Source organism: Candidatus Omnitrophota bacterium (assembly GCA_028715415.1).
Lineage (GTDB): Bacteria > Omnitrophota > Gorgyraeia > Gygaellales > Profunditerraquicolaceae > JAQURX01.
The window spans coordinates 47,662-71,144 of the sequence record JAQURX010000003.1 but is presented as its reverse complement, the minus strand read 5'-3'; the positions used below and the strand labels follow the sequence as shown (position 1 = coordinate 71,144).

Annotated in this window: 22 protein-coding genes; all 22 read right to left on the bottom strand. The window is 39.0% G+C overall.

The features are described 5' to 3' along the window. Positions 1-69: 69 nt before the first annotated feature. Positions 70-1,005, bottom strand: coding sequence for a DUF4238 domain-containing protein (locus tag PHO70_01510; protein ID MDD5431650.1), 936 nt, complete (start codon positions 1,003-1,005; stop codon positions 70-72). A gap of 411 nt (positions 1,006-1,416) precedes the next feature. Continuing rightward, positions 1,417-1,845, bottom strand: a complete 429-nt coding sequence (locus tag PHO70_01505) for a CBS domain-containing protein (protein ID MDD5431649.1) — start codon at positions 1,843-1,845, stop codon at positions 1,417-1,419. A gap of 370 nt (positions 1,846-2,215) precedes the next feature. Beyond that, positions 2,216-3,427 (bottom strand): glycosyltransferase family 39 protein, encoded by a 1,212-nt coding sequence (locus PHO70_01500; GenBank protein ID MDD5431648.1) that lies wholly within the window; start codon positions 3,425-3,427, stop codon positions 2,216-2,218. 12 nt (positions 3,428-3,439) lie between these two features. Beyond that, positions 3,440-3,625: a hypothetical protein gene (locus PHO70_01495; protein ID MDD5431647.1), complete on the bottom strand. Its 186-nt coding sequence runs from the start codon at positions 3,623-3,625 to the stop codon at positions 3,440-3,442. A 13-nt stretch (positions 3,626-3,638) separates the two neighbouring features. Further along, the gene (gene gltX / locus PHO70_01490; GenBank protein MDD5431646.1) at positions 3,639-4,931 is read right to left on the bottom strand and encodes a glutamate--tRNA ligase; all 1,293 of its coding nucleotides are present in this window, start codon (positions 4,929-4,931) and stop codon (positions 3,639-3,641) included. Then, positions 4,928-5,458 carry a 2-oxoacid:acceptor oxidoreductase family protein gene (locus PHO70_01485; protein MDD5431645.1) on the bottom strand — a complete coding sequence of 177 codons (531 nt, stop codon included), beginning with the start codon at positions 5,456-5,458 and terminating at the stop codon, positions 4,928-4,930. The genes gltX and PHO70_01485 overlap by 4 nt, the downstream gene beginning before the upstream one ends. A gap of 3 nt (positions 5,459-5,461) precedes the next feature. Further along, entirely contained in the window at positions 5,462-6,190 is a 729-nt protein-coding gene (locus tag PHO70_01480) for a thiamine pyrophosphate-dependent enzyme (protein MDD5431644.1), read from the bottom strand. Next, complete coding sequence (locus tag PHO70_01475; protein ID MDD5431643.1) at positions 6,191-7,243, bottom strand: 3-methyl-2-oxobutanoate dehydrogenase subunit VorB; 1,053 nt, start codon at positions 7,241-7,243, stop codon at positions 6,191-6,193. 87 nt (positions 7,244-7,330) lie between these two features. Next, a complete protein-coding gene (locus PHO70_01470; GenBank protein ID MDD5431642.1) occupies positions 7,331-7,534 on the bottom strand; it encodes a 4Fe-4S binding protein in 204 nt (67 codons plus the stop codon). A gap of 10 nt (positions 7,535-7,544) precedes the next feature. After that, entirely contained in the window at positions 7,545-9,389 is a 1,845-nt protein-coding gene (gene dxs, locus PHO70_01465; GenBank protein ID MDD5431641.1) for a 1-deoxy-D-xylulose-5-phosphate synthase, read from the bottom strand. Positions 9,390-9,391: 2 nt separating this feature from the next. Continuing rightward, positions 9,392-9,631: an exodeoxyribonuclease VII small subunit gene (locus tag PHO70_01460; GenBank protein ID MDD5431640.1), complete on the bottom strand. Its 240-nt coding sequence runs from the start codon at positions 9,629-9,631 to the stop codon at positions 9,392-9,394. Further along, complete coding sequence (gene xseA / locus PHO70_01455) at positions 9,609-10,871, bottom strand: exodeoxyribonuclease VII large subunit (protein MDD5431639.1); 1,263 nt, start codon at positions 10,869-10,871, stop codon at positions 9,609-9,611. The genes PHO70_01460 and xseA overlap by 23 nt, the downstream gene beginning before the upstream one ends. 8 nt (positions 10,872-10,879) lie before the next feature. Further along, a complete protein-coding gene (locus PHO70_01450) occupies positions 10,880-12,682 on the bottom strand; it encodes a cellulase family glycosylhydrolase (protein ID MDD5431638.1) in 1,803 nt (600 codons plus the stop codon). Continuing rightward, positions 12,683-13,465: a TIGR00282 family metallophosphoesterase gene (locus PHO70_01445; protein MDD5431637.1), complete on the bottom strand. Its 783-nt coding sequence runs from the start codon at positions 13,463-13,465 to the stop codon at positions 12,683-12,685. It lies immediately after the preceding gene. An 80-nt stretch (positions 13,466-13,545) separates the two neighbouring features. Next, the gene (rny, locus tag PHO70_01440) at positions 13,546-15,099 is read right to left on the bottom strand and encodes a ribonuclease Y (GenBank protein MDD5431636.1); all 1,554 of its coding nucleotides are present in this window, start codon (positions 15,097-15,099) and stop codon (positions 13,546-13,548) included. Between the two features lie 120 nt (positions 15,100-15,219). Further along, positions 15,220-15,816, bottom strand: coding sequence for a 5-formyltetrahydrofolate cyclo-ligase (locus PHO70_01435; GenBank protein MDD5431635.1), 597 nt, complete (start codon positions 15,814-15,816; stop codon positions 15,220-15,222). After that, on the bottom strand, positions 15,803-16,243 hold the full coding sequence (gene nifU / locus PHO70_01430; protein ID MDD5431634.1) for a Fe-S cluster assembly scaffold protein NifU: 441 nt from the start codon (positions 16,241-16,243) through the stop codon (positions 15,803-15,805). The genes PHO70_01435 and nifU overlap by 14 nt, the downstream gene beginning before the upstream one ends. A 1-nt stretch (position 16,244) precedes the next feature. Next, a complete protein-coding gene (locus tag PHO70_01425; protein ID MDD5431633.1) occupies positions 16,245-16,901 on the bottom strand; it encodes a methylenetetrahydrofolate reductase C-terminal domain-containing protein in 657 nt (218 codons plus the stop codon). Positions 16,902-17,431: 530 nt separating this feature from the next. Beyond that, positions 17,432-19,477 (bottom strand): ATP-dependent helicase, encoded by a 2,046-nt coding sequence (locus PHO70_01420; protein MDD5431632.1) that lies wholly within the window; start codon positions 19,475-19,477, stop codon positions 17,432-17,434. 194 nt (positions 19,478-19,671) lie between these two features. Continuing rightward, complete coding sequence (locus PHO70_01415; GenBank protein MDD5431631.1) at positions 19,672-20,226, bottom strand: peptidylprolyl isomerase; 555 nt, start codon at positions 20,224-20,226, stop codon at positions 19,672-19,674. A gap of 17 nt (positions 20,227-20,243) precedes the next feature. Next, entirely contained in the window at positions 20,244-22,343 is a 2,100-nt protein-coding gene (fusA, locus tag PHO70_01410; GenBank protein MDD5431630.1) for an elongation factor G, read from the bottom strand. 809 nt (positions 22,344-23,152) lie between these two features. Further along, a partial coding sequence (locus PHO70_01405) for a hypothetical protein (protein ID MDD5431629.1) occupies positions 23,153-23,483 on the bottom strand: 331 nt, incomplete at its 5' end.

The window sequence follows — 23,483 nt, the reverse complement described above, 5'->3', positions numbered from 1 at the left end:
CGGAAATTCACATTTTAGGAATTAAGACAACTCTAGAGTCAATAATTTATCTTTTAATAATACCCTCCTTCATCCAACTTTAATCACTAGATGACTCCCTTTATATTTTTTTACAAATTTATCTATAATTTCTGATTTATTATGTGCAAATACAAACCTGCGTGACGCAATCACAGTCATTCTATTTATATGTTTGACATGTTGATTGCTACCTTGAAAATATCCTTCACTACGTTCCCATGACCCAAAAGCAGCCATGTCTTTTGATAATGGAATGGTTACTTCTATGTTCTTATTAGCTAAACCTACGCCATAAAAAGAATGCGGATTATGAGTCGGGTCAAAATATCTCAGTGGATTATCTCCTGTCATAAACTTATAGTCGTTTGTTGCCTTTATAAAACGCCACTTCATATTAAAAAATATTCTCGCAAAACTATCTAGTAAAGATAGTGCCATCCCAATCGCATATTGATGGTCAACATTTACTGTATAATTATTTTCATTAAGCATCCATTGACGTAACTCTTCAGGCGTCATACTAATCTTTTTCCCTGTATTTTTCTCATAATTTTCTATCATTTTCTCAAAATTTTCTTTATTTGATGCAATAAAAAGACTCGTTCGCTTTATTACTTCACCTGTTGACTCTCGAATGTTTTCCTTCATATTGGGCACTCTTACCATCATAGAAGAAACAAATAACGCAAAATCTAAATTATCTTTTTCGGATAACTCTTTGCAATTAAGTATTTTTTTAACAACACCTGCAAATTTTCCTTCCAATTCGCTCATGGCATTCTCTACTGTCTCTGAATCCTTCTCTCCTTGCAGATTTGTAAAAGAAAAGTAGTGTTTTTCATAGGCTATCCCTTCCGGTGATGATTCAAATAAGCCTTTGTCATTTTTGTCATACACCCACAGTGAACCGTTTGAATTAACAAACCCTTTGAGATAAAAAACTGGTACAAAATGGTGTTTCGTTTTGGGACTGGAATTATTCATTTCTAGTATTATATCACTTACTCATAGATAGGATTAGTAGGACTATTTATGCGAAAATTACCGATTGTGCGAAAAAACACCCTACCCAGTGTCTAAAAAATGACTATGGAATATTATAAATGGTTAAAGAACATTAAAAGACCTAAAAACAAAAAATCTCCGCAAGTTATTCATGGAGATTAGAGTTACAATGATTTCAATATGTTATGATTTCAGCCAATATCGTATCCAGAATCTGAAGTCCTACCAATTAGACGACAGGGCAATGTATAAATTTCTTTATTCCTACCATCCTTGCTTGCCTATTTCTTGATATCAGGGCAAGCGAGGACTGCGCTCGCAAACTGTTGCAAAATCAAGCTCGCTTGATTAGACGACAGGAAAATGTATAAATTTCTTTATTCCTACTTATCAAAAACAGCTATATATCAAATCTCTCTGTCCAATGACTCCAACTAATTTACCTTTTCTTGTAACAGGGATTGTATGAACATTTCTTTCAAACATAAGATCCATTACCGCCTCAATAGGCTCCTCTTCTTCAACAGTAAATACTGCTTTGGTCATGTAACTTGCTACTTTGGCCTCTTCTTTTTCTTTCTCAAACATTTCGCTAATTCTCAATTCAGGGGCTACAGACTCAACTTTTCTCCAATGATAAATCTGGCCCAATATCTTGAATAAATCCGTAAGCGTTATAATCCCAACAAGCTCTCCGTCATTATCAACAACTGGAATTCCGCTTATCCTTTTCTCTTTTAGAATCCTTCCCACTTCTTTTATAGATGAATCCGGGGTTATAGTAATTACATTTGATGTCATTAGATTTTTGACCAACATCTTTAACCTCCTTTAAGCATCGGTTCGTCCTCTTCCATCTGCCATCAGAAACGGCAGAATAAGGCACAACTCTGCAAAAATTAATGAAATTCTTGATTTAGCAGACACCTAACCTTAAAGAATTATATATCTTAGAGGTTTTTTTTGCAAGAGCTTATAATTACTGGATTATTGCAAATAACCGGAAGGGACAACAAAAAGGGCAAGGGGTAAATTTAATTTTTGTTTGTTTTAAGCTGGGCATTGCCTGCCCGCTGGTAGTTTTCCCCTCGCCCGAACCTTTTTTCTACAGAAAGTATAACACATATTAATGCGATTTCAAGTAGAGGTAAAATAAATATTATCGACGGAAATCTAAAAATATTTGTTTTTAAGAAAACTTTCTCTTGGCGGATTTTATAGCCAAATATAGTTCATTTGCGGCAAACGGGATAAGACAAAGCATTATCGGTAGGCGATAACGCATATTCTCAAGCGCAGAGATAGAAGTCATAACATGCAAGAAAGCGGTAGAAAGGCAATAAAAGAAAATAAGCCAAGATATCCTATTATTAATCATTATTTGCCTAAATAGCCCCAGATAGCCCAAAGGGAATATTAGAAGGAACACAAAAAATGCAATTATCTTATTTCTTTTCGTTATATCATCCACAGAATAAGGCTTAAAGAAAAAGGTTACAAAACGTTTAGCGGAATTCTTAAGATAAAGTTGCTTATTATTTGCTACCCAATTAAAGAAAATCTGCCTTTGTTTCCCATATTCTAAAGTACCTTCTACATGCTGCTTATACAATTGCAGAGAGTTTTCTTCAAGCGCAGAATCATACCCTATTGAAGAAGCAAAGCGGCCATATGTAAAATAGTTTCTCACTAACCAAGAGCCATATACTAACAAAAACGCCAAAAAGATAACACTGGAAGAAATAATGATAGCTTTAGCTCTTTTTCTCAATACTGATATAAGCCAGATAAATACAAAAGGTATAAAAACCAATACTACTGTGCGGCATAAAGCAGTTAAGCCCAAAAATATTCCGGATAAAAAATTATTCTTCTGGCTGGGAGGAAAAGCGATTTTTGAACAAATAATAAACACGCAAAGCAGTAGGAATGAGTAAAGAGTTTCTGATAAAAGAAGCACTGAATTTAATACAAAGTAGGGGTTTAATGCATACATTAATGCAGCAATAAAAGAAACCTTTTCATTCCTAAATATTCGGAATGTAAGAATAAATACCAAAGCAGAATTAAATGAGGCGAGCAAAATTTGAGGAATGATAAAAGAAAGAATATTGTAACCAAAGAAAAAATAAGAAAATGCCAAAAAGAACGAATAAAGAGGCGGGTGATAAAGGAAATGCTCTGTTTTATCAAGCATTCCTCCGGAAAAAACAATATTGTAGGCAGTGGAATTGTATTTATCGTAGTTTATAACAACTTCATCAATCTTGCTTTTGCCGCTTAGAAAGGGTTTTGTCCCGTAGCTTTTCGAATAGTGTGTATCAAAATTAAGGTAATAAACTGCGAATAAGCCGCGAATTAAAAAACTTAAAAGTACCAAAAAGAATACCTTGTTCTTCACGATATTACAAAACTACCACATATTCTTTCTCATCCAGTTGTCAACCCGCTCTAGAAAACTATACGTATTCTTGGTGTCTTCCACTGCGCCAACCGCGGTTCCTGCTACTCCGACAGCTACGCCTTTTGAAGTTTCACATCCGGCAAGAAGAGAAACAAAAACAAAAGAAACAAGAAACAAAAGCCTTTTAAAATTCATAGCTGCTCCTTCGTTATTTGATAAAACGTGAAAGCCTTGTCTTTGTACGCTCTTTACCTAGATAATATATCACTTCAAAAAGGCCAGGTCCAATAGTTTTTCCGGTTAAGGCAACCCTGACCGGATGGATTAAAGCTTTTGACTCCAAATTTAAATCCTTCAACACATCACGGAAAACAGTTTCTATGTTTGTTATATTAAATTCTCCTAAAGCATCCAGCTTGTCTGAGAAAAGCTTAAATTCTTTTGATAAGTCCTTCGATAAGTGCTTTTCCCGCGCTGCCTCATCCATTACAATATCTTTAACAAAAAAGAAATCCGACCAATCAACAAAATCATTTATAGTGGTAAGCCTGCCTTGAAATAATTTTATCAGAGAAACAACGTAATCTTTATCAAAATTATCTTTATCAATATATTTTTTCTCAACCAACGCAGGGAATATCTCGTCAAAAAGTTTAAGGGGATCCTTATTCTTAAGATACTGATTATTCATCCAATCAAGCTTCTTTAAATCAAATGTTGCGGCCGTCTTATTTACATTTTTAATATCAAACAGCTTAATTGCTTCATTAATATCAATTACTTCCCTGTTTCCTCCCGGCGCCCAGCTTAAAAGCAAAAGATAGTTTACCAAGGCTTCGGATAAATACCCCATCTTGCGGTAATCGGATATTGCCGTTGCCCCGGTTCTCTTGGAAAGCCTTCCTCCCTCCATGCCCATGATTAGAGGTAAATGCGCAAATTCGGGAATTTTAAAACCTAAGGCCTCGTATATAAGCAGCTGTTTTGGGGTATTTGAGATATGGTCATCCCCTCTTATAATATGAGTAATATTCATAGTTGCGTCATCAACAACACAGGCAAAATTATAAGTAGCCGTCCCGTCTGATTTAATCAAAACCTGATCTTTAATAACTGACGAATCAAATTCAATCTGGCCGCGGATCAAATCGTTTACCTGAATCTTTTGAGGGTTGACTTTGTAGATAATCGCCTCTTTCCCCTCGGGAGATTTTTCAATATAAGCCTTCCCTTCTTGAAGAAGTTTTTGGGCATATTCTCTGTAAAGATCAAATCTCTGGCTTTGATAATAAATCTCATCCCAGTTGAAGCCGAGCCATTTTAGGCTAAAGAGAATTTCATCAACGTATTCTTGTTTTGAACGTAATTTATCCGTATCTTCAATCCTTAAAACAAACTTGCCACCCTGAGCCTGGGCATAAATCCAATTAAATAAAGCGGTGCGGCCGCCGCCGATATGCAAATATCCTGTAGGGCTTGGGGCAAAACGTACTCTTATCATTTTTTAAGTTCCATTCCTTTCAGTATTGCTTTTTTGTTTACCTCAATGAGTTCTTTTTTTCCGGCAGGGGCAAATTCAACAATTGTTGAAAATACGCTTTTTAAACCTGCTATTTTCTTGTGGGCCAGAAAACAACCCAAAGCTACCATATTCGCAACTTTGATATTTCCCAAATCCTGAGCAATATCAGTAAAAGGATATTTTATAACAAGGCTTTTCTTAATATTTATATCCGCCAAAGAGTTGTTCAAAATCATAATGCCGTTTTCTTTAAGGCGATTCTTAAATTTATCCAGTGACTGGCTATTCATGATAATCAAACTATCTGCTTTATCCACAAAAGGCGAGCCGATTTCACTATCAGAAATTACTACCATACAATGAGCCGCTCCTCCTCGCACTTCCGGACCATAAGCGGGAAGCCATGTAACAAATTTTCCTTCCTTCATAGCGGATGAAACTAAGACTTTACCCAAAAGCATGACTCCTTGCCCGCCGGAACCTGCAATAATGATCCGCTCTATCATGTTTTATTTAATTCTCCCTAATGGAAATTCTTTAGCCATCACATCTTTAATCCATTTTAGCGAATCCACGGGATTCATCCCCCAATATGTTGGACAGGGAGACAACACTTCAACCAAAGAAAATCCAACCCCATCAACCTGATTAATAAAAGCCTGTTTTATAGCTTTCTTCGCCTTAATAGTTTCCGGAACCGATTGCAAAGACACTCTTTCAATATATTTTACCGCCGGCAAAACTGCCAGCATCTCGGAAATTTTTAAGGGATAACCTTGAAACTTAGCATCCCTGCCAAGAGGAGTAGTTGCGGTTTTTTGATTTAAAAGCGTGGTAGGGGCCATCTGGCCTCCGGTCATGCCATAAATCGCATTGTTAATAAAAATTACAGTGAGGTTTTCTCCTCTGTTCGCTGCATGTATTGTTTCGTTTGTCCCAATTGCAGCTAAATCTCCATCCCCCTGATAAGTAAAAACTATATTGTTTGGCCTTACTCTCTTAATTGCTGTTGCCACAGCAAGCGCCCTTCCGTGAGCAGCTTCCGAGCAATCAAAATTCCAGTAATTATAAGCAACCACCGCACAGCCAACCGGAGCAATTCCAATAACTTTTTTACGTATACCTAATTCATCAACGACTTCAGCGATGATTTTATGCACAGTGCTGTGCCCGCAACCGGGGCAATAATGAGTCGAGGTATCGTATAGTGATTCGGGACGTCTATATATTTTTTCCATTTATAATAATTTTATCTTATTTATTATATCTTCCTCTGAAGGAATTCCTCCTCCAGATTTACCAATAAATTCAACCGGAAGCTTACCGTTAACTGACAGCAAAACATCTTCAATCATCTGGCCATAAGACATTTCTATAACTAGAACTTTTGACTTCTTATTTCTTTGGCAGATACTCTTAAAAACCTTACTTGGAAAAGGCCATAAAGTAATTGGGCGGATAAGCCCGACTTTTTTACCATTCCTACGCAATGCGCCTACCGCGCCTTTTGCAACGCGCGCCATTGATCCGTATGCAACCAAAATGATATTTGCATCATCCAGGAATAATCCCTCAAAACGCTGTTCTTTTTCTTGAATCGTTTTATATTTTTCCTGAAGCTTTAAATTAGCAATCTCTAAAGCGCCTTCTGCTAAAAAGAATGATTTCACAATATTCGGTTTTCTACCTGCGCAACCAGTAAGCGCCCAAGGCTTTTTACTTGAAACTTGAAACTTGCAACTTGCAACTTTTATAGGTTCCATCATCTGGCCAAGCATGCCATCTGTCAAAACAATAACAGGATTTCGGTATTTATCAGCAAGGCCAAATCCCAAGAACATCAAATCAAAAGCTTCTTGCACAGCAGAAGGAGCAATTACAATAGAGCGATAATCACCATGGCCTCCTCCTCTAGTTGCCTGAAAATAATCCGACTGAGCTGGAGCAATATTTCCAAGGCCCGGCCCGCCGCGCATCACATTTACAATTACTGCCGGCAATTCAGCTCCTGCAATATAGGAAATTCCTTCTTGCTTAAGGCTAACACCCGGACTTGATGAAGAAGTCATCGCTCTTACGCCTGCAGCTGAAGCGCCATAAACCATATTTATCGCAGCCAATTCTGACTCTGCTTGAATAAATACGCCTTTTACTTCTGGCATCCTGGAAGACATGTAAGCAATCAATTCATTCTGCGGAGTAATCGGATATCCGGCATAAAACCTGCAGCCTGCCTTGATTGCTCCTTCGGCAATTGCTTCATTTCCGCTCATCAAAATCTTATTCTTCATAATTTATTTTTCTTGGTTTCAAGTTACAAGATTCAAGTTTCAGATGCAATCTTTTACTTGAAACTTGCAACCTGAAACTTGCAACTTCTATTTATAGACCTCTATACAACACTCCGGGCAAATTACAGCACACATCATGCACCCAAGGCAAACTTGTTCATCTTTAAATTTAGCCGGTTTTACACCTAAAGTGTTTAATTCCTCCCCCCTGACAATCAATCCTTTTGGACAGACACTAATGCACAAAAGGCAACCCTTGCATTTATTTTTATTTATAATAATCTTTGCCAATTTATTTTCCTTATCCTACAACCGTCCTGATTTTATTAACTATCGCTTCTACACTTAACCCGTATTTATCCAACAATAACTCTCTTTTTCCATGAGTTATAAAAGCTCCGGGTAAGCCAATTTTAACTACCTGCCTATTTATCACTTCAGCCACAGAAGAACCAAAACCACCATTTAAAACGCCTTCTTCAATAGTAAAAATATGCTTAAACTTTGTTGCAAGGGTTATAAATAATTCCTTATCCAGCGGCTTGGCAAAACGGGCATTCACTAACGTTCCTGCTTTGCCTTCTTTAAATAAATTCTCTAAGGCTTCCTGCGCTAAAGAAACCATGCTCCCATACGCGATAACCATGAAGTCATCGCCCTTCTTTAAAATTTCCGCCTTCCCCAATTCTATCTGCCGCATATTATTTGCAAAAGTTACACCGATTCCTTTCGGATATCTAATTGCTACAGGTTTACCTAATTTAAACGCAAACTCAAGCATGTATTCCAGCTCAATGAAATCTTTAGGAGCCATTATTACTATGTTCGGAACTAAATTTAGAAAGGAGATGTCAAATATCCCCTGATGTGTTACTCCATCTTCTCCAGAGATCCCTGCACGGTCAATTGCGAAAACAACAGGTAATTCCTGCAAAGCCACATCTTCAATAATCTGATCAAAAGCTCTCTGTAGAAAAGTAGAATAGACGCCGATAATAGGCTTAAACCCTTCTTTTGCAAGTCCGGCTGCAAAACAGACTGCATGAGATTCAGCAATCCCTACGTCAAAAAATCTATCGGGATATGCATTCCTAAATTTATCAAGGCCCGTGCCTTCTGGCATTGCCGCAGTTATAGCGATAATCTTTTTATCAGTTTGCGCTAATTCCACGAGCTTCTTGCTAAAAATATCTGTATAACTAGTTGATGCTATCTTTGATGATTCTCCGGTATTAATATTAAAAGAGCCTGTCCCATGGAATCTAACCGGTTCTTTTTCCGCGGGAAGATAACCTTTACCTTTTTTTGTAATAACATGGAATAGAATCGGCCCTTTTATTGTGCTAATATTTTTAAGGCTGCGGATTAAAAGCTCTAAATTGTGCCCGTCAAACGGGCCAAAGTATTTAAAACCCAACTCTTCAAAAAACATTCCTGGAATGAATAAGCCTTTTAGCCCTTCTTCAAACTTATTTGCAAGCTTAATAATACGGCTTCCCTTGGGAATACGCGAAGTTGTGAATTTTTCAAGAGAAGCCTTAAAACGATTATATATAGGCAAAGAAATAATTTTATTTAAATATGTACTTAGCGCTCCAACATTAGGCGCAATACTTAATTCATTAGTATTTAATACAACGAGGAGGTCTTTCTTAAGGTGGCCTGCGTTATTCAAACCTTCAAAACAAAGCCCTCCGCTTAACGAACCGTCTCCGATTACCGCTGCCACTTTAAAATAGGCTTCCTTAGGCAAAGTTTCTCTTGCACAGGCAAGCCCAAGGGCTAAAGATACGGCATTGGAAGAATGCCCCACTGTGAAAGCATCATAAATAGATTCATCCTTGGAAGGAAAACCGCTTATTCCGCCAAATTGGCGCAGGCTCGAGAATTGAGCATTCCTGCCTGTCAACAACTTATGAGCGTATGCTTGATGGCCAACATCAAAAACTATTTTATCTTTAGGGCAATCCAAGCAATAATGCAAAGCAATTATTAACTCCACAGCACCAAGGCTTGAAGCAAGATGCCCGCCATTTTGAGAAACAGTACTTACAATCTTATCTCTTATTTCACTGCCTAAGATAGCAAGCTGCCCACTCGTCAATTTCTTAAGGTCCTGAGGGGAATTAATATTTTCCAATAACATTGCTACTCTTTCCCTTCCTCTGTTTCTTCAAACTTTTCCAAAGAAAATTTCCCTTCTTTTTTCATCAATAAATCAACTTTGCGCTCAGCATCATTTAACACCTGAGAGCAACTTTGCGCAAGCTTGACCCCTTCTTCATATTTTTTCATAGACTCGCCCAAAGTCAGTTTCCCGCTTGATAACTCTTCAACAATTTTTTGCAGTTTCTTTAAATCTTCTTCAAATGTCTGTTTTTCTTTCATCCTTCATTACCTCCTGAACCCTGCTAACAAACGCACCTTTACCCAAAAAAGTTTTTATTAAATCCCCTGGTTTTAAATTTCCGGCATCTTTAATAATTGACCCGTCGGTTAAAAGTGAACTTAAGCTATACCCACGTGCTAATACCGACAAAGGGCTAAGCGCATCTAATCTTCCTGCAAGAGCCATCACTCTTTCATTAATATTTTTTAAATACTGGTGGATACTTAAATTCAATCTTTCGTTTAAATCATCTACTGTCTGTTGTTTTTCTAAAAGCCTGTCTTGAGGGCTTTTTAACATGTGCTCAAGAGCAATCAAATTATGCCTTAATTCATTGATCGCCTCGGAAATAGAGAACTTCAACTCATGCCGCATACCATCTAAATCAGATAAAAGTGCATTCTTTTTATCAACGATGATTTTTGCTGCAGCTGATGGGGTTTCCACAAACATATCAGAGACCAAATCGCAAAGCGTGGTATTAATCTGATGGCCTACCGCTGAAATTACAGGAATCTTTGAATTATAAACCGCCCTTGCCACTATTTCTTCATTAAACGCCCAGAGGTCTTCAATGCTTCCTCCGCCGCGGCTTACAATTATAGTATCAATTTTATCAAAACTATTAAAATCTTCTACTGCCCGGGCAATTTCTCCTGCAGCAGCTTCTCCTTGTACGCGGACGGAACGAATAACCACATCAACACAAAGAGCGCCCTTCTTAAGAATCTGTAAGATATCTCTTACCGCAGCTCCTGCCCCGGATGTAACAATCCCGACGCGAAATGGCATAAGAGGAAGGGGTTTTTTATGCTCCGGAGCAAACAATCCCTCTTTTAAAAGCCTTTCTTTTAGCTGTTCAAAGGCTAACTGCTGAGCGCCTATGCCTTTTGGTTCAATTCTTTCTACAATAAGCTGATATTGCCCGCGAGGAGGATAAACATCTACTTTTCCAAAACAAATTACTTTTAGGCCATCTTCAATCTTAAATTTAATTTCCCGGTTTGCACGAGAAAACATCGCGGCCAGCAATACCGCTTTGGAATCTTTTAAAGAAAAATAAAAGTGCCCGGAAGAAGCTGCTTTAAAATTAGAGATTTCCCCCTCTACCCAAACATCACCAAATGTATTTTCTAATATAACCTTTATATCTTCTGTAATTTGAGAAACGGTATAAACGTGCTTGGATTCAAGACGGATACCAGTTTCTAAAGATTGGCCTTGTGTGGTTTTCGGCATAAAGATTTTTATTGTTTCTGCTTAACCGCAGATACTTCCTTTGCTTCGGGAATACTCTCTTTTACCGGTTCTTTTACTGCTTCTTTGACCTCCGGCTCTGGATCTGGCGGCTTATTCTTCAATAAAATTAGCTGGACCGAATATGGCTTTAAAACTAATGTCTCCTGAAAAGACTGCAGCATAGGCAATTCTTTATCTTCCTGCGGAGCAAACTTACAATTCTGCGCGCAGGATGAATCTACCACGTATTTTTCATAGAGATAATTTCCCTTTAACCCTTTTATCTGCAATTTAATATTTCGCGGGGTAGTTTCAAACTTCTTCTCTCTGGAATTTAATTCCTGTGCTTTCCTTAAAAAGTTCTTCACCCTTTTCGTCATACGTAATTTAGAAATTTCGATATCTCCCGACATAATCTTATCTACATCACCAGTTTTAATGATATCCAATAAAAACCTTCTTTCCGAACCTGCCAGATAGGCAATATTTTTTGACAGGTAATTCGTAACTAAATCCTGATCGCTATAATTATAGGCTAATATTGCGATTTCTTCCGGAGATTTAGTCACAATTACACCTGCAAAATCATCCTGAGTTTTAAGCAAAAACATTTCTTTGCCAAGTTTTGAAAGCATCCTAAAAACATTGTAGGTTGCCTTAGGAGTTCCTTTATATTCTACATATTCCGGGTCAAAAGAAAACACCCCTACATTCCGGGTTATGCCTTCTTTATTATGCTGGAAATCCTCTAAACAATAATACGCCTGATAATCAATCCCAGACTCATACATGCCTTTTATCCGGCTTGGAATATAGCTGGCAGCAACAAAGGACTTCTCTTTCCTTTCCGGAAGGACATTGATGCTTTTATCATAATTCCATTCATCTATAATTAACGGTGTCTCTTTTTTAAATTTAAAATAGCTCAGCCAATCCCTTGTTAAACTAATAATCGTTTTCTTGTAAATTGTTTCGTCTTTTTCCGGAGAAGTAGCTGTTGAATAAACATGCCAGCTGATGAAATCTAAGGGAAGATGGTAACGATAGCAGTATTTAATGAGCTCGTAAACTAAGCTTTTCTCCGGGGTCAAAACATTATTCCCGTTAATATTCTGGAACCACCCGCTTATGCTTGGACCTCCGACAGGGATATGTATTTTATTCTGACGCTCTAATTCTTTCACCGCTTCCGCTATAGAACGGTATAAATACAGGTAATCCTGCTTGCGGCCAAGAAAAAAATCATCCAAATCCGGAGCGTTCCAAACCTCATACCAAACATTATATTTTTTATTACAACTTAATTCACTGATTGTTTTCTTTACAAATTTTTTGAATTCTCTGAAGTCTTGGGGCGGGCTTCTCCTGTCTAAGATTTTACCTAAGCCGGCTGGCATACCAAAAACATTAACTATCACGGTCCCGCCGGAATCCGATATCCTTTTTATCACTTCATCATAGGTTGCTATAAGTTTATTCTGCAGTTCCGCATTTTTAGAAAGCTGGCTTATCTCCCAAAGGCTATAAGGCAAACGGTAAACCCCTTCAAAACCAATCTCCTTTTGCCATTTATCTAAAACCTCTTTTGCTGCTAAGCCTTGAGGCCATGTCGGCTCACGATGAAAACCTCTTCCGCTTATATCAATGCCCGGTTTAAATATTTTTGGAAGCGAGGTTACGGGGCTTGAATTAACATCCAAAGCAACCTCAATACTATCATCCTGCTGGGCAGAAGAAACAAACACGGAGCCAAACAGAAAAACTGCAAAAATCTGCATTAATACAAAATATTTAAATCTATTCTCGGCCATTTAAGAAACTTTCTCCTGCAGGCGCAATATCGACCTTGCCTTGCCGCTTGATTCATCTATATCCAAAACAACACCGTGTAATTGCACATTCTCCTCGGCAACTTCAAACTTAACAGGGATTGCGCTAAGGAATTTATCCAAAACATTCTCGACCTTCCTACCAATCACTGAATTATATGGCCCAGTCATCCCTGCATCTGTAATATAAGCGCTGCCCTGAGGCAGAATTTTTTCATCGGCTGTTTGTATATGCGTGTGCGTTCCTAATATAGCGGAAACCTTTCCATCTAAGAACCATCCCAAAGCTACTTTTTCAGAAGTTGCTTCCGCGTGGATATCTACAATAATAATTTTTGTTTCTTTGCTTATTGTTTCTTGTGCTGCCAGCGCAGTTCGAAAAGGGCACTCCAATGCCTCCATAAAAACTCTTCCGTTAACATTAATTACTCCGACTTTAATTCCATTGGCTGCTTTAAATATGCTAAATCCTCTGCCAGGAGCTCCAGCTGGAAAATTTGCTGGGCGCAAAATTCTCTCTTCTTCCTTAATAAATTCCAAAATCTCGCTTTTTTTCCAGATATGATCTCCGGAAGTAAGCACATCTACTCCCGCGCCAAATAATTCCGCGGCTGTTTTTTGCGTAATGCCGGATCCTCCGGCAGCATTTTCCGCATTGGCAATTACGAAACTTAAATTATGCTCTTTTTTAAGTTTAGGCAAAAGCTTGTTTATAGCGTCTCTGCCCGGCCTTCCAACCACATCACCGATAAATAAAATCTTCATATATTCCTAGGTTTCAAGTTGCAGGTTTCAGGTTTCAAGAAAAAGATTTTACCTGAAACTTGAATCTTGCAACTTGCGACTTATTTTGCATACTCAATTGCTCTTGTTTCCCTAATTACCGTTACTTTAATCTGGCCCGGATATTCCATACCCTCTTCAATTTTCTTACGGATATCGCGGGAAAGATTAATAGCATCGCTATCGGAAATCTTATCAGGCTGCACAATAATCCTTATCTCACGGCCTGCCTGGATAGCAAATGATTTCTCTACACCCTTAAAAAGATTTGCGATAGACTCTAATTTCTCAAGGCGCTTAATATAAGTTTCCAATGTTTCTCTGCGTGCACCGGGACGAGCTGCGCTGATTGCGTCCGCTGCAATCGCAAGGACTGCGTATAAGCTCGTTGGAGCAGCCTCTTCGTGATGCGCTTCAATTGCGGATACAACTTCAGGAGACTCATTATATTTTCTTGCTAAATCAGCTCCCAATTTCGCATGCGTACCTTCAACCTGATGATCAACTGCCTTACCTATGTCATGCAAGAGCCCTATACGCCTTCCAAGTTTAAAATCCAAACCCAGCTCCGATGCCATTGCCCCTAATAGAAAAGATACTTCTTTGGAATGCTGCAAAGCATTCTGGCCAAAGCTGGTGCGGTATTTCAAACGGCCCAATAACTTAATAATTTCCGGATGCAATCCATTTATCCCCGCCTCAAAAGCCACTTTTTCGCCTTCCTCGCGGATCTTTTCTTCCATTTCTTTTTTTGTCTTTTCAACAATTTCTTCAATCCTGCCCGGATGGATTCTGCCGTCAGAAATTAATTTCTCAAGGCTGAGCCGCGCAATTTCACGGCGCACAGTATCAAAACCTGAGAGGGTTACTGCTTCGGGAGTATCATCAATAATTACATCAACCCCAGTTGCCATTTCTAATGCGCGTATATTCCTGCCTTCTCTTCCGATAACCCTTCCCTTCATCTCATCATTAGGTAGATTAACAACGCTTACAGTAGACTCTACGGTATGCTCCGCTGAGCATCTTTGAATCGCAAGGCTGATAATTTCTCTGGCTTTTTTATCAACAGTCTGCTTCATTTCTTCTTCTTCTCTTTTAATAAGCACTGCTTTTTCCACATTTAATTCTTCATTCAAGCGGCTCAAGAGAATTTGCTTTGCCTCTTCGGCAGACAAAGAAGAAATCTTCTGCAATCTTTCTTTCTCTTCCGCAATCAATAAATGCAACTGGCTATCTTTAGCCTTTAATGCCTCTTCCTGTTTCTTAAGATTTTCCTGCCTTAAATCGATTTCTTTTTCCTTCTTCTCTAATAGATCAAGCCTTCGGTCAATATTTTCCTCTTTTTGCGCAAGCCTTCTTTCCATATTGGAAATTTCCAGTCTTCTGTCTTTTGTCTCGCGCTCAAAATCCTGCCTTAATCTAAAAAGAAGGTCTTTGCCTTCCAAGTCAATTTCTCTACGCTTATCCTGCGCTTCTTTTTTCGCCTGTTCAATAATCTGCTGTGCCTGCAATTCGGCGCTTTGAACTTTCTTTTCTGCAAAATATTTCCTCATAAAATATCCTGCACAGCAGGCAATTAATGCAATTCCCACGAATATAGCTATGTTTAACATGACTATTCCTTCCTCCTCTTTCCAAAAGCAACGCACTAAACAAATATCGGCAAAATTATAATTAACACCGAAAATTTAGCGCAAACGCAATTACTCTTTGGTTAACTCTTTTATTATTGATTAAGCAAACAAAACTTTGTTAATACGCACATCGTGCGCTCTGGTGGGTACGGATGGTAAGATTTGAAAGTCAAAAGCAAGGCCAAGGGTTTTTGTGCGCTTGGGTAGTTTACTTAAGAAACGGTCGTAAAACCCCATCCCGCGGCCCAATCGATTGCCTTTTTTGTCAAAGGCTAAGCCGGGGACAATCACAAGGTCTAACTCGTCCATTCTAATAAAACTCTCCAAAGCTGGTTCGCGGACGCCATATGGGCCCCTTTTTAACCGCGCGTCATTATCTAAAATACATGGCCTCAAAGTTTCTCTATCTTTTTGACATACTGGAACTGCTATTATCTTACCTAATTTTCTTGACTCTCTAATCATCTCTTCCGTATCAACCTCGCCACGAAATGCAATATAAAACATTATATTATTTGCCTTAGTAAAAACCTGTGTCCTAAAAAGTCTTTGTTTTATCTTTTTACTTTTTCGGTTACGGTCTTCCTCCTTCTGTTTTTTTAACTTAATAAGAATTTTACTACGTATCTGAGCTTTTGTCAACTCAACTAAAGGGCTCAAAATTCCTGCTTTTTTCGATTCTTTACTCTTGTTCATGACCATGATGTTCATCGTGCGCATGCATTTTTTCATCAAAAGGAACAGGCTTACCCTGTTTCTTATAATAATCCGCCAAAGCCGACCTTAAGGCTTGTTCTGCCAAAACAGAACAATGCATTTTTATTGCAGGTAATCCTCCTAATGCTTCTGCAACTGCCTTATTTGAAATTGCAAGCGCTTCATTAATAGTTTTTCCTTTAACCATCTCTGTAACCATAGAACTTGTTGCAACCGCAGCACCACAACCAAAAGTTTTAAATTTTGCATCTGTAATTACTTCATTTTCAATCTTTAAAAACATTTTCATTACATCCCCGCACACGGGATTTCCGACGGTACCAACCCCACTGGCATCCGTAATTTCCCCAACATTTCTGGGGTTCATGAAATGATCCATTACTTTATCGGAATAAGTTTCTCCCATTTTACTCCTGATTTAAAATCAACTTATGCGGCTTATTTGACTTCTTAAAATCTTTTGGCTGACGAACTTTCTTTAAAACATCAAGCTTGTTCTTTTTTTCCATTTCTTTATAAATCAAAACCCATGCGCAATCTTTCTCTTTATCTACTTCGCACTTACCTTTATTCATCCCTCCGCAGGGGCCATTTAACAAACCCTTTGCACAGAGGGTAATTGGACAAATACCGCCAGTTTCACCTAAGACACAATCTGCACACAAGGAACATTTTTCATAAAAATTCCCCTTGGCATCCAACACTGCGCCAAAGATTGTATTTAGTGCAGGGAGAACTGTGAGCTGCAACCGGTCATTGTCTTTTACGGACTGAACTCCCAAACCACAAGCAAGTACCAGCACTGCTTCTGCCTGGCGTACTTGCGCCATATTCTTAGCAAGCTCTATTTTAAGCTTTGCGGCTACGCAAGGAGCGCTTGGGACACACATCCCAACAACTGTTTTCCCTTCTTTTTCTAACTCAACCTTGAGCTTAGCAAGCTCAACTTCTCCGCCGGTCTTACAAGTAGTGGCACATTCGCCGCAACCGACTAAGAAAATCTTGTTAAAGCCTTTTAAGCTGTCTAGTATCTCCTGTGACGGCTTAAGCTGTGTGACAATCATTTATTCCCTCTAAATTAACCTAACTTGAATAAGAATATTAAGTTAAGCTTCTGATAAAACTCCAACTTTTCCTATTTTAGCACAGTTTACAAGCATTCTCAAGGAAAAAGGTAGTTAACTTTCGCGTCTGCCTTGTCTTTTGTTTTCTCGGGGACGCTTATTTTGCCCCTGCGAGGCAAAATTTCGCTCCCCTGCGGTGCCTCGCTCTCGCTACGTGTATTTAGCGGGCGAACCGTGCCCGCTCGGCATCCTCGGAGGCCCCGATAAAACAAAAGCCAAACCATCCGCTAGAATCATTACTATTATAAATGAATCTGTCGGATTTTCGAGCGAATGTCGATTTTAGGCAAAGCATGCTCGAGTATTTTGGGAATCCCGATGTCCCGACCGACAGGGCGGGACAATATCGGGACGGCGATGCTGTTCGACACCCGAAGCAGAGGCGGAGGGTGGAGTTCAGCAGCCGCCAAAATACGAGAGACCTTTGCCGTTAAAAAATCGACCTGAGCGAGAAAAACGACAGATTCATTTCATTCATTCTCGCCAAAATAATCATTCATTCTGTCAAAAAACTCTTTGTCGCGCGGATGTCGAGGTTCAACAATATCATCAAAATCTGTTTCTTCTACAATCCTGTCAAATTCTCCGCCATTTTCGGTTTCCACAAACTTATCCAAAATATTCCCCTGCTCCAGGAAACGCGATACCTGTGTAAAAACCAAGCCCCCTTCATTCATAAAACTTCTCGGCGAACGGTCAATATGCGGCTTTAGCAAAAAGAGGTTTTCTTTTGCCCGGGTTGAAGCAACATAAAAAAGCCTACGCTCTTCTTCAATATCATCTGCATTTTCTAAAGACAAATAAGAAGGCATGTGTCCTTCTGCTACATAAATAAGAAAAACACTATGCCACTCTAAACCTTTTGCGGAGTGAATCGTAGAAAGTGTCAATCTTGAGTCATCCTTATCATTAAACCCAGATTCCACAATGCTTCTCTCCGGAGGCTCCAAGGCCATATCTGTCAAAAACTTTTCTAAGGAAGTATAACGGGAGGCAATATGTTCAAGGGAATCAAGGTCATTAATGCGCTTATGGAAATCATCATATTTTACTTTTAATAATGGCTGGTAATATTCCAGAAAAGCCTTGATTAGTTCCGACGGAGTAAGCCTCGTAGAATCAACATTTTTTAGAATCTCTAAAACTTTCCTTACATCTTCAATCTTGCGATAAGCTTTTTCATCAACAGCAAGCCCTTTTTTCTGGGTAACAATCTCATTAATAATTGTCTGTGCTGTTTTTGGGCCTATTCCCGGGATGAGCAATAACATCCTGTGCCAACTTACTTCATCAAACATATTATAGGCAATGCGCAAATAAGACATTATGTCTTTTATGTGCGCTGCCTCGACAAATTTTTGCCCTCCATATTTTACAAAAGGGATGTTGCGGCTGGAAAGCTCAATTTCCAAATCATTTGAGTGCCATCCGGAACGGAATAAAACTGCAATATCCCTTAATTCAACACCCTCTTCCCTAAGCTCAAGTATTTTATCCGCTACATATTTGGATTGTGCGTGTTCATCCTGCGCGTCAATAAAAACTGGAAGCGCTTCTGATTTCTTCTTGGTATAAAGAGTCTTTTCAAAACCCTCACGCGCTTCTTTAATCACAGCATTGGTCATATCAAGGATAGGTTGAGTAGAACGATAGTTCTCCTCGAGAGTAATAATCTTTGCGCCCTTAAAAATTTTCGGGAAATCAATAATATTCCTATAATTTGCCCCCCTGAAAGAATAAATACTCTGGGCATCGTCTCCTACAACCATAATATTATTATGTTCCGAGGCTAAAAGGCAGGCAATGTGAGCCTGAAGCTTATTCGTATCCTGATATTCATCAACCATAATATATTTATATTTTCGGGATAAGCTTGAGCGAATCTCTTCATGAGTAACTAAAAGATTCTTTAAGAAAACCAGAAGGTCATCATAATCAAGGAGTGATTTTTGGCTTTTATATTTTACATATTCTTCACGAATCTTCTTTATATCACCTTCCCATTCCATGAACTGAGGATATTCATCAAAAAGAACGTCTTTTAAATCAAGGGATTTATTAATACTCTTTGAAATGACTTCCAATATCGCATGCTTCCGGGGAAATCTTTTTTCTGCTTTATGAAACCCGAGCTGAGTACGAATCAGGCTAATTGCATCTTCTGCATCAGCCTGGTCAAGAATAGTAAAATTATTTGAAATACCAACTGCCTGCGCGTATTTACGCAAAATCATATTTGCAAAAGAATGGAATGTGCCTCCGGAAACTCTTGAACAACGCTCATCAAGAAGAAGAGAAGCACGCCTTAACATTTCTTCTGCTGCTCGACGGGTAAAAGTAAGCAGAAGTATTTCTTCCGGCTTTACTCCTTTTTGGACCAAAGAAGCAACACGATAAACCAACACCCGGGTTTTTCCGCTTCCGGCACCGGCAATAACTAAATGCGCTCCATCAATTGATTCAACCGCTTTAAGTTGTGCTGTATTTAATTCACTTTTGTAGTCAATGTTCTTCATAATGAAACCGCTTTCAAAAAAACTATAATTTCACCTTGAAACGCATTCAAGATGTGGCATATTTTAATTACTCATTTTGCTTAACCAAAAGGAGGTTCGCGATAGCGAAAGCACATTAGAGGATTATCTCCTCCTAAAATGGCCCTTTTAAGCGGGGGCCATTTTTGTTTATATGCTTTAGAAACCGCAAAACTTCATTTAGAGGCGGGCTTTAAATATGCTTTTATGATTTTTTGCTCGGCAACTGGTTTATCGCCAGAACCTACCTGTGTATTTTCTATCTTCTGCACCACATCATACCCGGAAACAACTTCTCCAAAAATCGTATGCTTCATGTTAAGCCATGGAGTTTTTGCAACCGTAATAAAGAACTGGCTTCCATTTGTGCCTGGGCCGGCATTTGCCATAGCGAGTAAGCCTTCCTTATCAAATTTAGCAACAGGAGTAACTTCATCTTCAAACGGTTTCCCCCAAATTGATTCTCCTCCCATGCCTGTACCCGTAGGGTCTCCCCCTTGAATCATAAAACCCTTGATAACCCTATGAAATATTATACCGTTGTAATACCCTTTTTCTACCAACTTAATAAAATTCTCACAAGTCTTAGGGGCAATCTCCGGCATAAGTTTAATTTCAATATTCCCCTGATTTGTTTCCAACACAACAGTCTTTTCTTCCATTGCAAACACTCCTTGGTTAATACAGTTAATAAAAAATACTGCTAACAATATTACGAGCATTTTCTTCATATTCTTTCTCCTTATCATTACCGCTCTTTTTCTTTTTGCGCTTTCTTTTCTTCAATTATTTTCTTGGCTATTTCCGTAGGGACCTGCACGTATTTATCAAATTCCATAGTTGCATTTGCCCGTCCGGAGCTTAAAGACCGAAACATTGTAGCATATCCGAACATTTCAGAAAGAGGGGCTTCTGCTGAAACTATCTTTTGATTTCCTTTTTGATCAATCCCAAGAATTTTCCCCCTTCGGGAACATATATTCCCGACAATACTATTAACATATTCTTCGGGGCTCGTAACTACAAGCTTCATAGATGGCTCGAGCAAAACAGGCTCTGCCTGCATAAAAATCTCCTTAAAACCTAAAATAGCCGCCATTCTAAATGAAAGTTCCGAAGAATCAACTTCGTGAAAAGAACCATCGGTAAGATCCACCTTCACGTCTACAACAGGAAAACCCGCATAAACCCCTTGCTGCATTGCTTCGATTATCCCCTTTTCTACTGCCGGAATAAACGAACGCGGTATTGCCCCTCCCTTAATACTATTAATAAACTCAAAGCCTTCTCCCGGAGTAGCAGGAATAAGATCCATTACAACATGTCCATATTGCCCGCGTCCGCCTGATTGCTTGATATATTTTCCTTCACCGGATGCTTTCTTTAGGATCGTCTCGCGGTAAGCGACCTTTGGCTGGCCGACAATTGCCTCAACTCCAAATTCCACTTTCAATCTATCAACGATAATCTCAAGATGCAATTCCCCCATACCGGTAAGAATTGTTTCTTTGGTTTCTTCGTCGGTCTGCACTAAAAATGTAGGATCTTCCTCTGTTAACTTTGCCAAACCTTTGCCAAGTTTATCCTGATCTCCCCTGCTTTTAGGGACAATACTTAGAGAAACTACGGGAGTAGGAAATTCTATCGCTTCCAATAATACAGGATGCTCCGGGTCGCAAAGAGTATCCCCTGTAATCGTATTACTTAAACCAATGACAGCTACAATATCACCGGCAAAAGCATTTTCAACATTTTCCCGTTGATTAGCATGCATACGGACAATCCTGCCGATTCTTTCTTTTTTGTTTTTAGTTGAATTAAGAACATACGTTCCGGTTTCCAATACACCGGAATAAACTCTGATATAAACTAACTTGCCCATATGCGGATCAGATTGGATTTTAAATGCCAAAGCGCTTAATGGTTCTTTGTAATCAGCGGCCCGCGCAATAGCCTCATCGGGGTTATCAACATTATGCCCATTAACAGGAGGTAAATCCAAAGGAGAAGGAAGGTATAGCGTAACAGCGTCTAGTAATTTCTGTACTCCTTTATTCTTAAAAGCAGCTCCGCAGAGCAAGGGGACAAGCTTATTAGCAATCGTCCCTTTCCTTAAAGTTGCAACTAATTCTTCCTGAGTAATTGACTCTGGAGCCTCAAGATATTTTTTAGTTAAACTCTCGTCAAAAGCAGAAATTCTTTCAACCAGCATGTGCCGGTATTTTTTCGCATCCTCTTTTAGCTCTTCCGGGATGTCTTCTACGCGGTATTCTTTGCCTTGGGTTTCATCCTGATAAAGATATGCCTTCATCTCCATTAAATCCACAACCCCGCGGAATTTATCTTCACTGCCAATAGGGATATCTAATGGCACAACATTTGCTCCTAGGTCTTTTTCAATACCGTTTAAAACTCCGTAAAAATCAGCTCCGGTACGGTCCATCTTATTAATAAAAGCTATCTTTGGGACACCGTATTTATCAGACTGATGCCAGACGGTTTCTGACTGCGGTTCAACGCCGCCTACCGCACAGAAAACAGCAACTGCCCCATCTAAAACTCTTAAAGAACGCTCAACCTCAACAGTAAAATCAACGTGCCCGGGAGTATCAATCAGATTAATCCTATGATCTTTCCAAAAACAAGTTGTTGCAGCTGCAGTGATAGTAATGCCTCTTTCCTGCTCTTGTTTCATCCAGTCCATCTGAGCTTTACCTTCGTGCACTTCGCCTATCTTATAAGATTTCCCAGTATAAAAAAGAATCCTTTCAGAAAGAGTGGTTTTCCCGGCATCTATATGCGCCATAATCCCTATATTTCTTGTCTTATTCAAATCAAATTTTGGCACAGGCAGGCCGCTTTCTTTCTTTTCTTTTTCAACGGGGGCTGCTGCTTCGGGAATCACCACTTCTTCAGAAATTGTTTCCTTGGAGGCTGTTTCCTCGGGAACTGTTTTTTCCGGAATTGCTTCTTGAGGCTCAGGGGAAGACACTACGTCTTCCTTAACCATCTCTTCAACAACATCTTCTACGGGGATATCCGGTTCTTTAATAGGTTCTTCAACTTCTTGCGGTTTTTCTTCTTGAGCTGGTCCGGGAGGGATATTTTTCTCAACATCCGAGGGTGTTTGTTCAAAAAGTTTTTCCTCTACTCTTTTTTCATCTGTTTTTTCTTGGGCCTCTTCATTTAAAGGCTGGGTTTTTTCAATATTCTTTTCTTCCCCGGAAAAAACGGGTTCTCTCTTTTCTATCTGATTTTTTAAATGCACGATCTCTTCGGAAAGAACCCTTATCCTTTCATCTTTATGCTCAGATTCCTTCTCTAATTCTGCAAATTCATCATTTAATTTATTAAACTCTGTTTTCGGGATCCATTCACTAATTTTTTCTTTTTTCTTAAATTCAGCGACTAAGCCTAACTGCTCTTTAATCTCTTTTTCTAACCTTTCAATCTGATGCTTTTGTGCCTCTATCAAATCCGATTTATCCTTAATTTCAGCCTCAAGTATTTTTATTCTTTCCGCGCCCTCTCTTAATTCTTTTCCTAAAGTTACGTTTTTCGCAAATTCATCGTGGGATTCTTTTTCTTTTGAGATAAATTTATTTTTTAAATCAAGGGCTTCTTCTTTGGCCTTATTAAGCATTTCCTCGGACTTGGTTACCCACTCCTGCCTCCGGGAAATCTCTTCCTGCAATTTAGCAGTTTGGGCTTTTGCATTTTCAGCCTCTTTTTGAGCATTTTCATAATTAGCCTTAACAATTTCCAATTCGCTTTGCAAGGAACCGGCTTCATCCTGAAGTTTCTGTATTTTCTGATCCTGGAACGAAACTTGCGGCTCTCAGACTTACCAAAATAAGGATTAGCCCTAAAAGCCGCATCAAGTATTATCCCGGTTTTATTCTCGAAGTTATAACTAATCTTCTCTCCTTCTATTTCTCCCTTTTTGTCCTCAAGCCGGGCTTTTCCTTCCGCTTGCCCTTCTTTTGTC

What these genes read in the sequence shown, in the direction of transcription:
- xseA (MDD5431639.1), bottom strand. Translation starts at nt 10,871, where the DNA reads ATGCCGAAAACCACACAAGGCCAATCTTTAGAAACTGGTATCCGTCTT.
- gltX (MDD5431646.1), bottom strand. Translation starts at nt 4,931, where the DNA reads ATGATAAGAGTACGTTTTGCCCCAAGCCCTACAGGATATTTGCATATC.
- PHO70_01485 (MDD5431645.1), bottom strand. Translation starts at nt 5,458, where the DNA reads ATGATAGAGCGGATCATTATTGCAGGTTCCGGCGGGCAAGGAGTCATG.
- PHO70_01450 (MDD5431638.1), bottom strand. Translation starts at nt 12,682, where the DNA reads ATGGCCGAGAATAGATTTAAATATTTTGTATTAATGCAGATTTTTGCA.
- rny (MDD5431636.1), bottom strand. Translation starts at nt 15,099, where the DNA reads ATGTTAAACATAGCTATATTCGTGGGAATTGCATTAATTGCCTGCTGT.
- PHO70_01460 (MDD5431640.1), bottom strand. Translation starts at nt 9,631, where the DNA reads ATGAAAGAAAAACAGACATTTGAAGAAGATTTAAAGAAACTGCAAAAA.
- PHO70_01510 (MDD5431650.1), bottom strand. Translation starts at nt 1,005, where the DNA reads ATGAATAATTCCAGTCCCAAAACGAAACACCATTTTGTACCAGTTTTT.
- PHO70_01420 (MDD5431632.1), bottom strand. Translation starts at nt 19,477, where the DNA reads ATGAAGAACATTGACTACAAAAGTGAATTAAATACAGCACAACTTAAA.
- PHO70_01495 (MDD5431647.1), bottom strand. Translation starts at nt 3,625, where the DNA reads ATGAATTTTAAAAGGCTTTTGTTTCTTGTTTCTTTTGTTTTTGTTTCT.
- dxs (MDD5431641.1), bottom strand. Translation starts at nt 9,389, where the DNA reads ATGTTATTGGAAAATATTAATTCCCCTCAGGACCTTAAGAAATTGACG.
- PHO70_01425 (MDD5431633.1), bottom strand. Translation starts at nt 16,901, where the DNA reads ATGATTGTCACACAGCTTAAGCCGTCACAGGAGATACTAGACAGCTTA.
- nifU (MDD5431634.1), bottom strand. Translation starts at nt 16,243, where the DNA reads ATGGGAGAAACTTATTCCGATAAAGTAATGGATCATTTCATGAACCCC.
- PHO70_01445 (MDD5431637.1), bottom strand. Translation starts at nt 13,465, where the DNA reads ATGAAGATTTTATTTATCGGTGATGTGGTTGGAAGGCCGGGCAGAGAC.
- PHO70_01480 (MDD5431644.1), bottom strand. Translation starts at nt 6,190, where the DNA reads ATGGAAAAAATATATAGACGTCCCGAATCACTATACGATACCTCGACT.
- PHO70_01475 (MDD5431643.1), bottom strand. Translation starts at nt 7,243, where the DNA reads ATGAAGAATAAGATTTTGATGAGCGGAAATGAAGCAATTGCCGAAGGA.
- PHO70_01435 (MDD5431635.1), bottom strand. Translation starts at nt 15,816, where the DNA reads ATGAACAAGAGTAAAGAATCGAAAAAAGCAGGAATTTTGAGCCCTTTA.
- PHO70_01415 (MDD5431631.1), bottom strand. Translation starts at nt 20,226, where the DNA reads ATGAAGAAAATGCTCGTAATATTGTTAGCAGTATTTTTTATTAACTGT.
- PHO70_01505 (MDD5431649.1), bottom strand. Translation starts at nt 1,845, where the DNA reads ATGTTGGTCAAAAATCTAATGACATCAAATGTAATTACTATAACCCCG.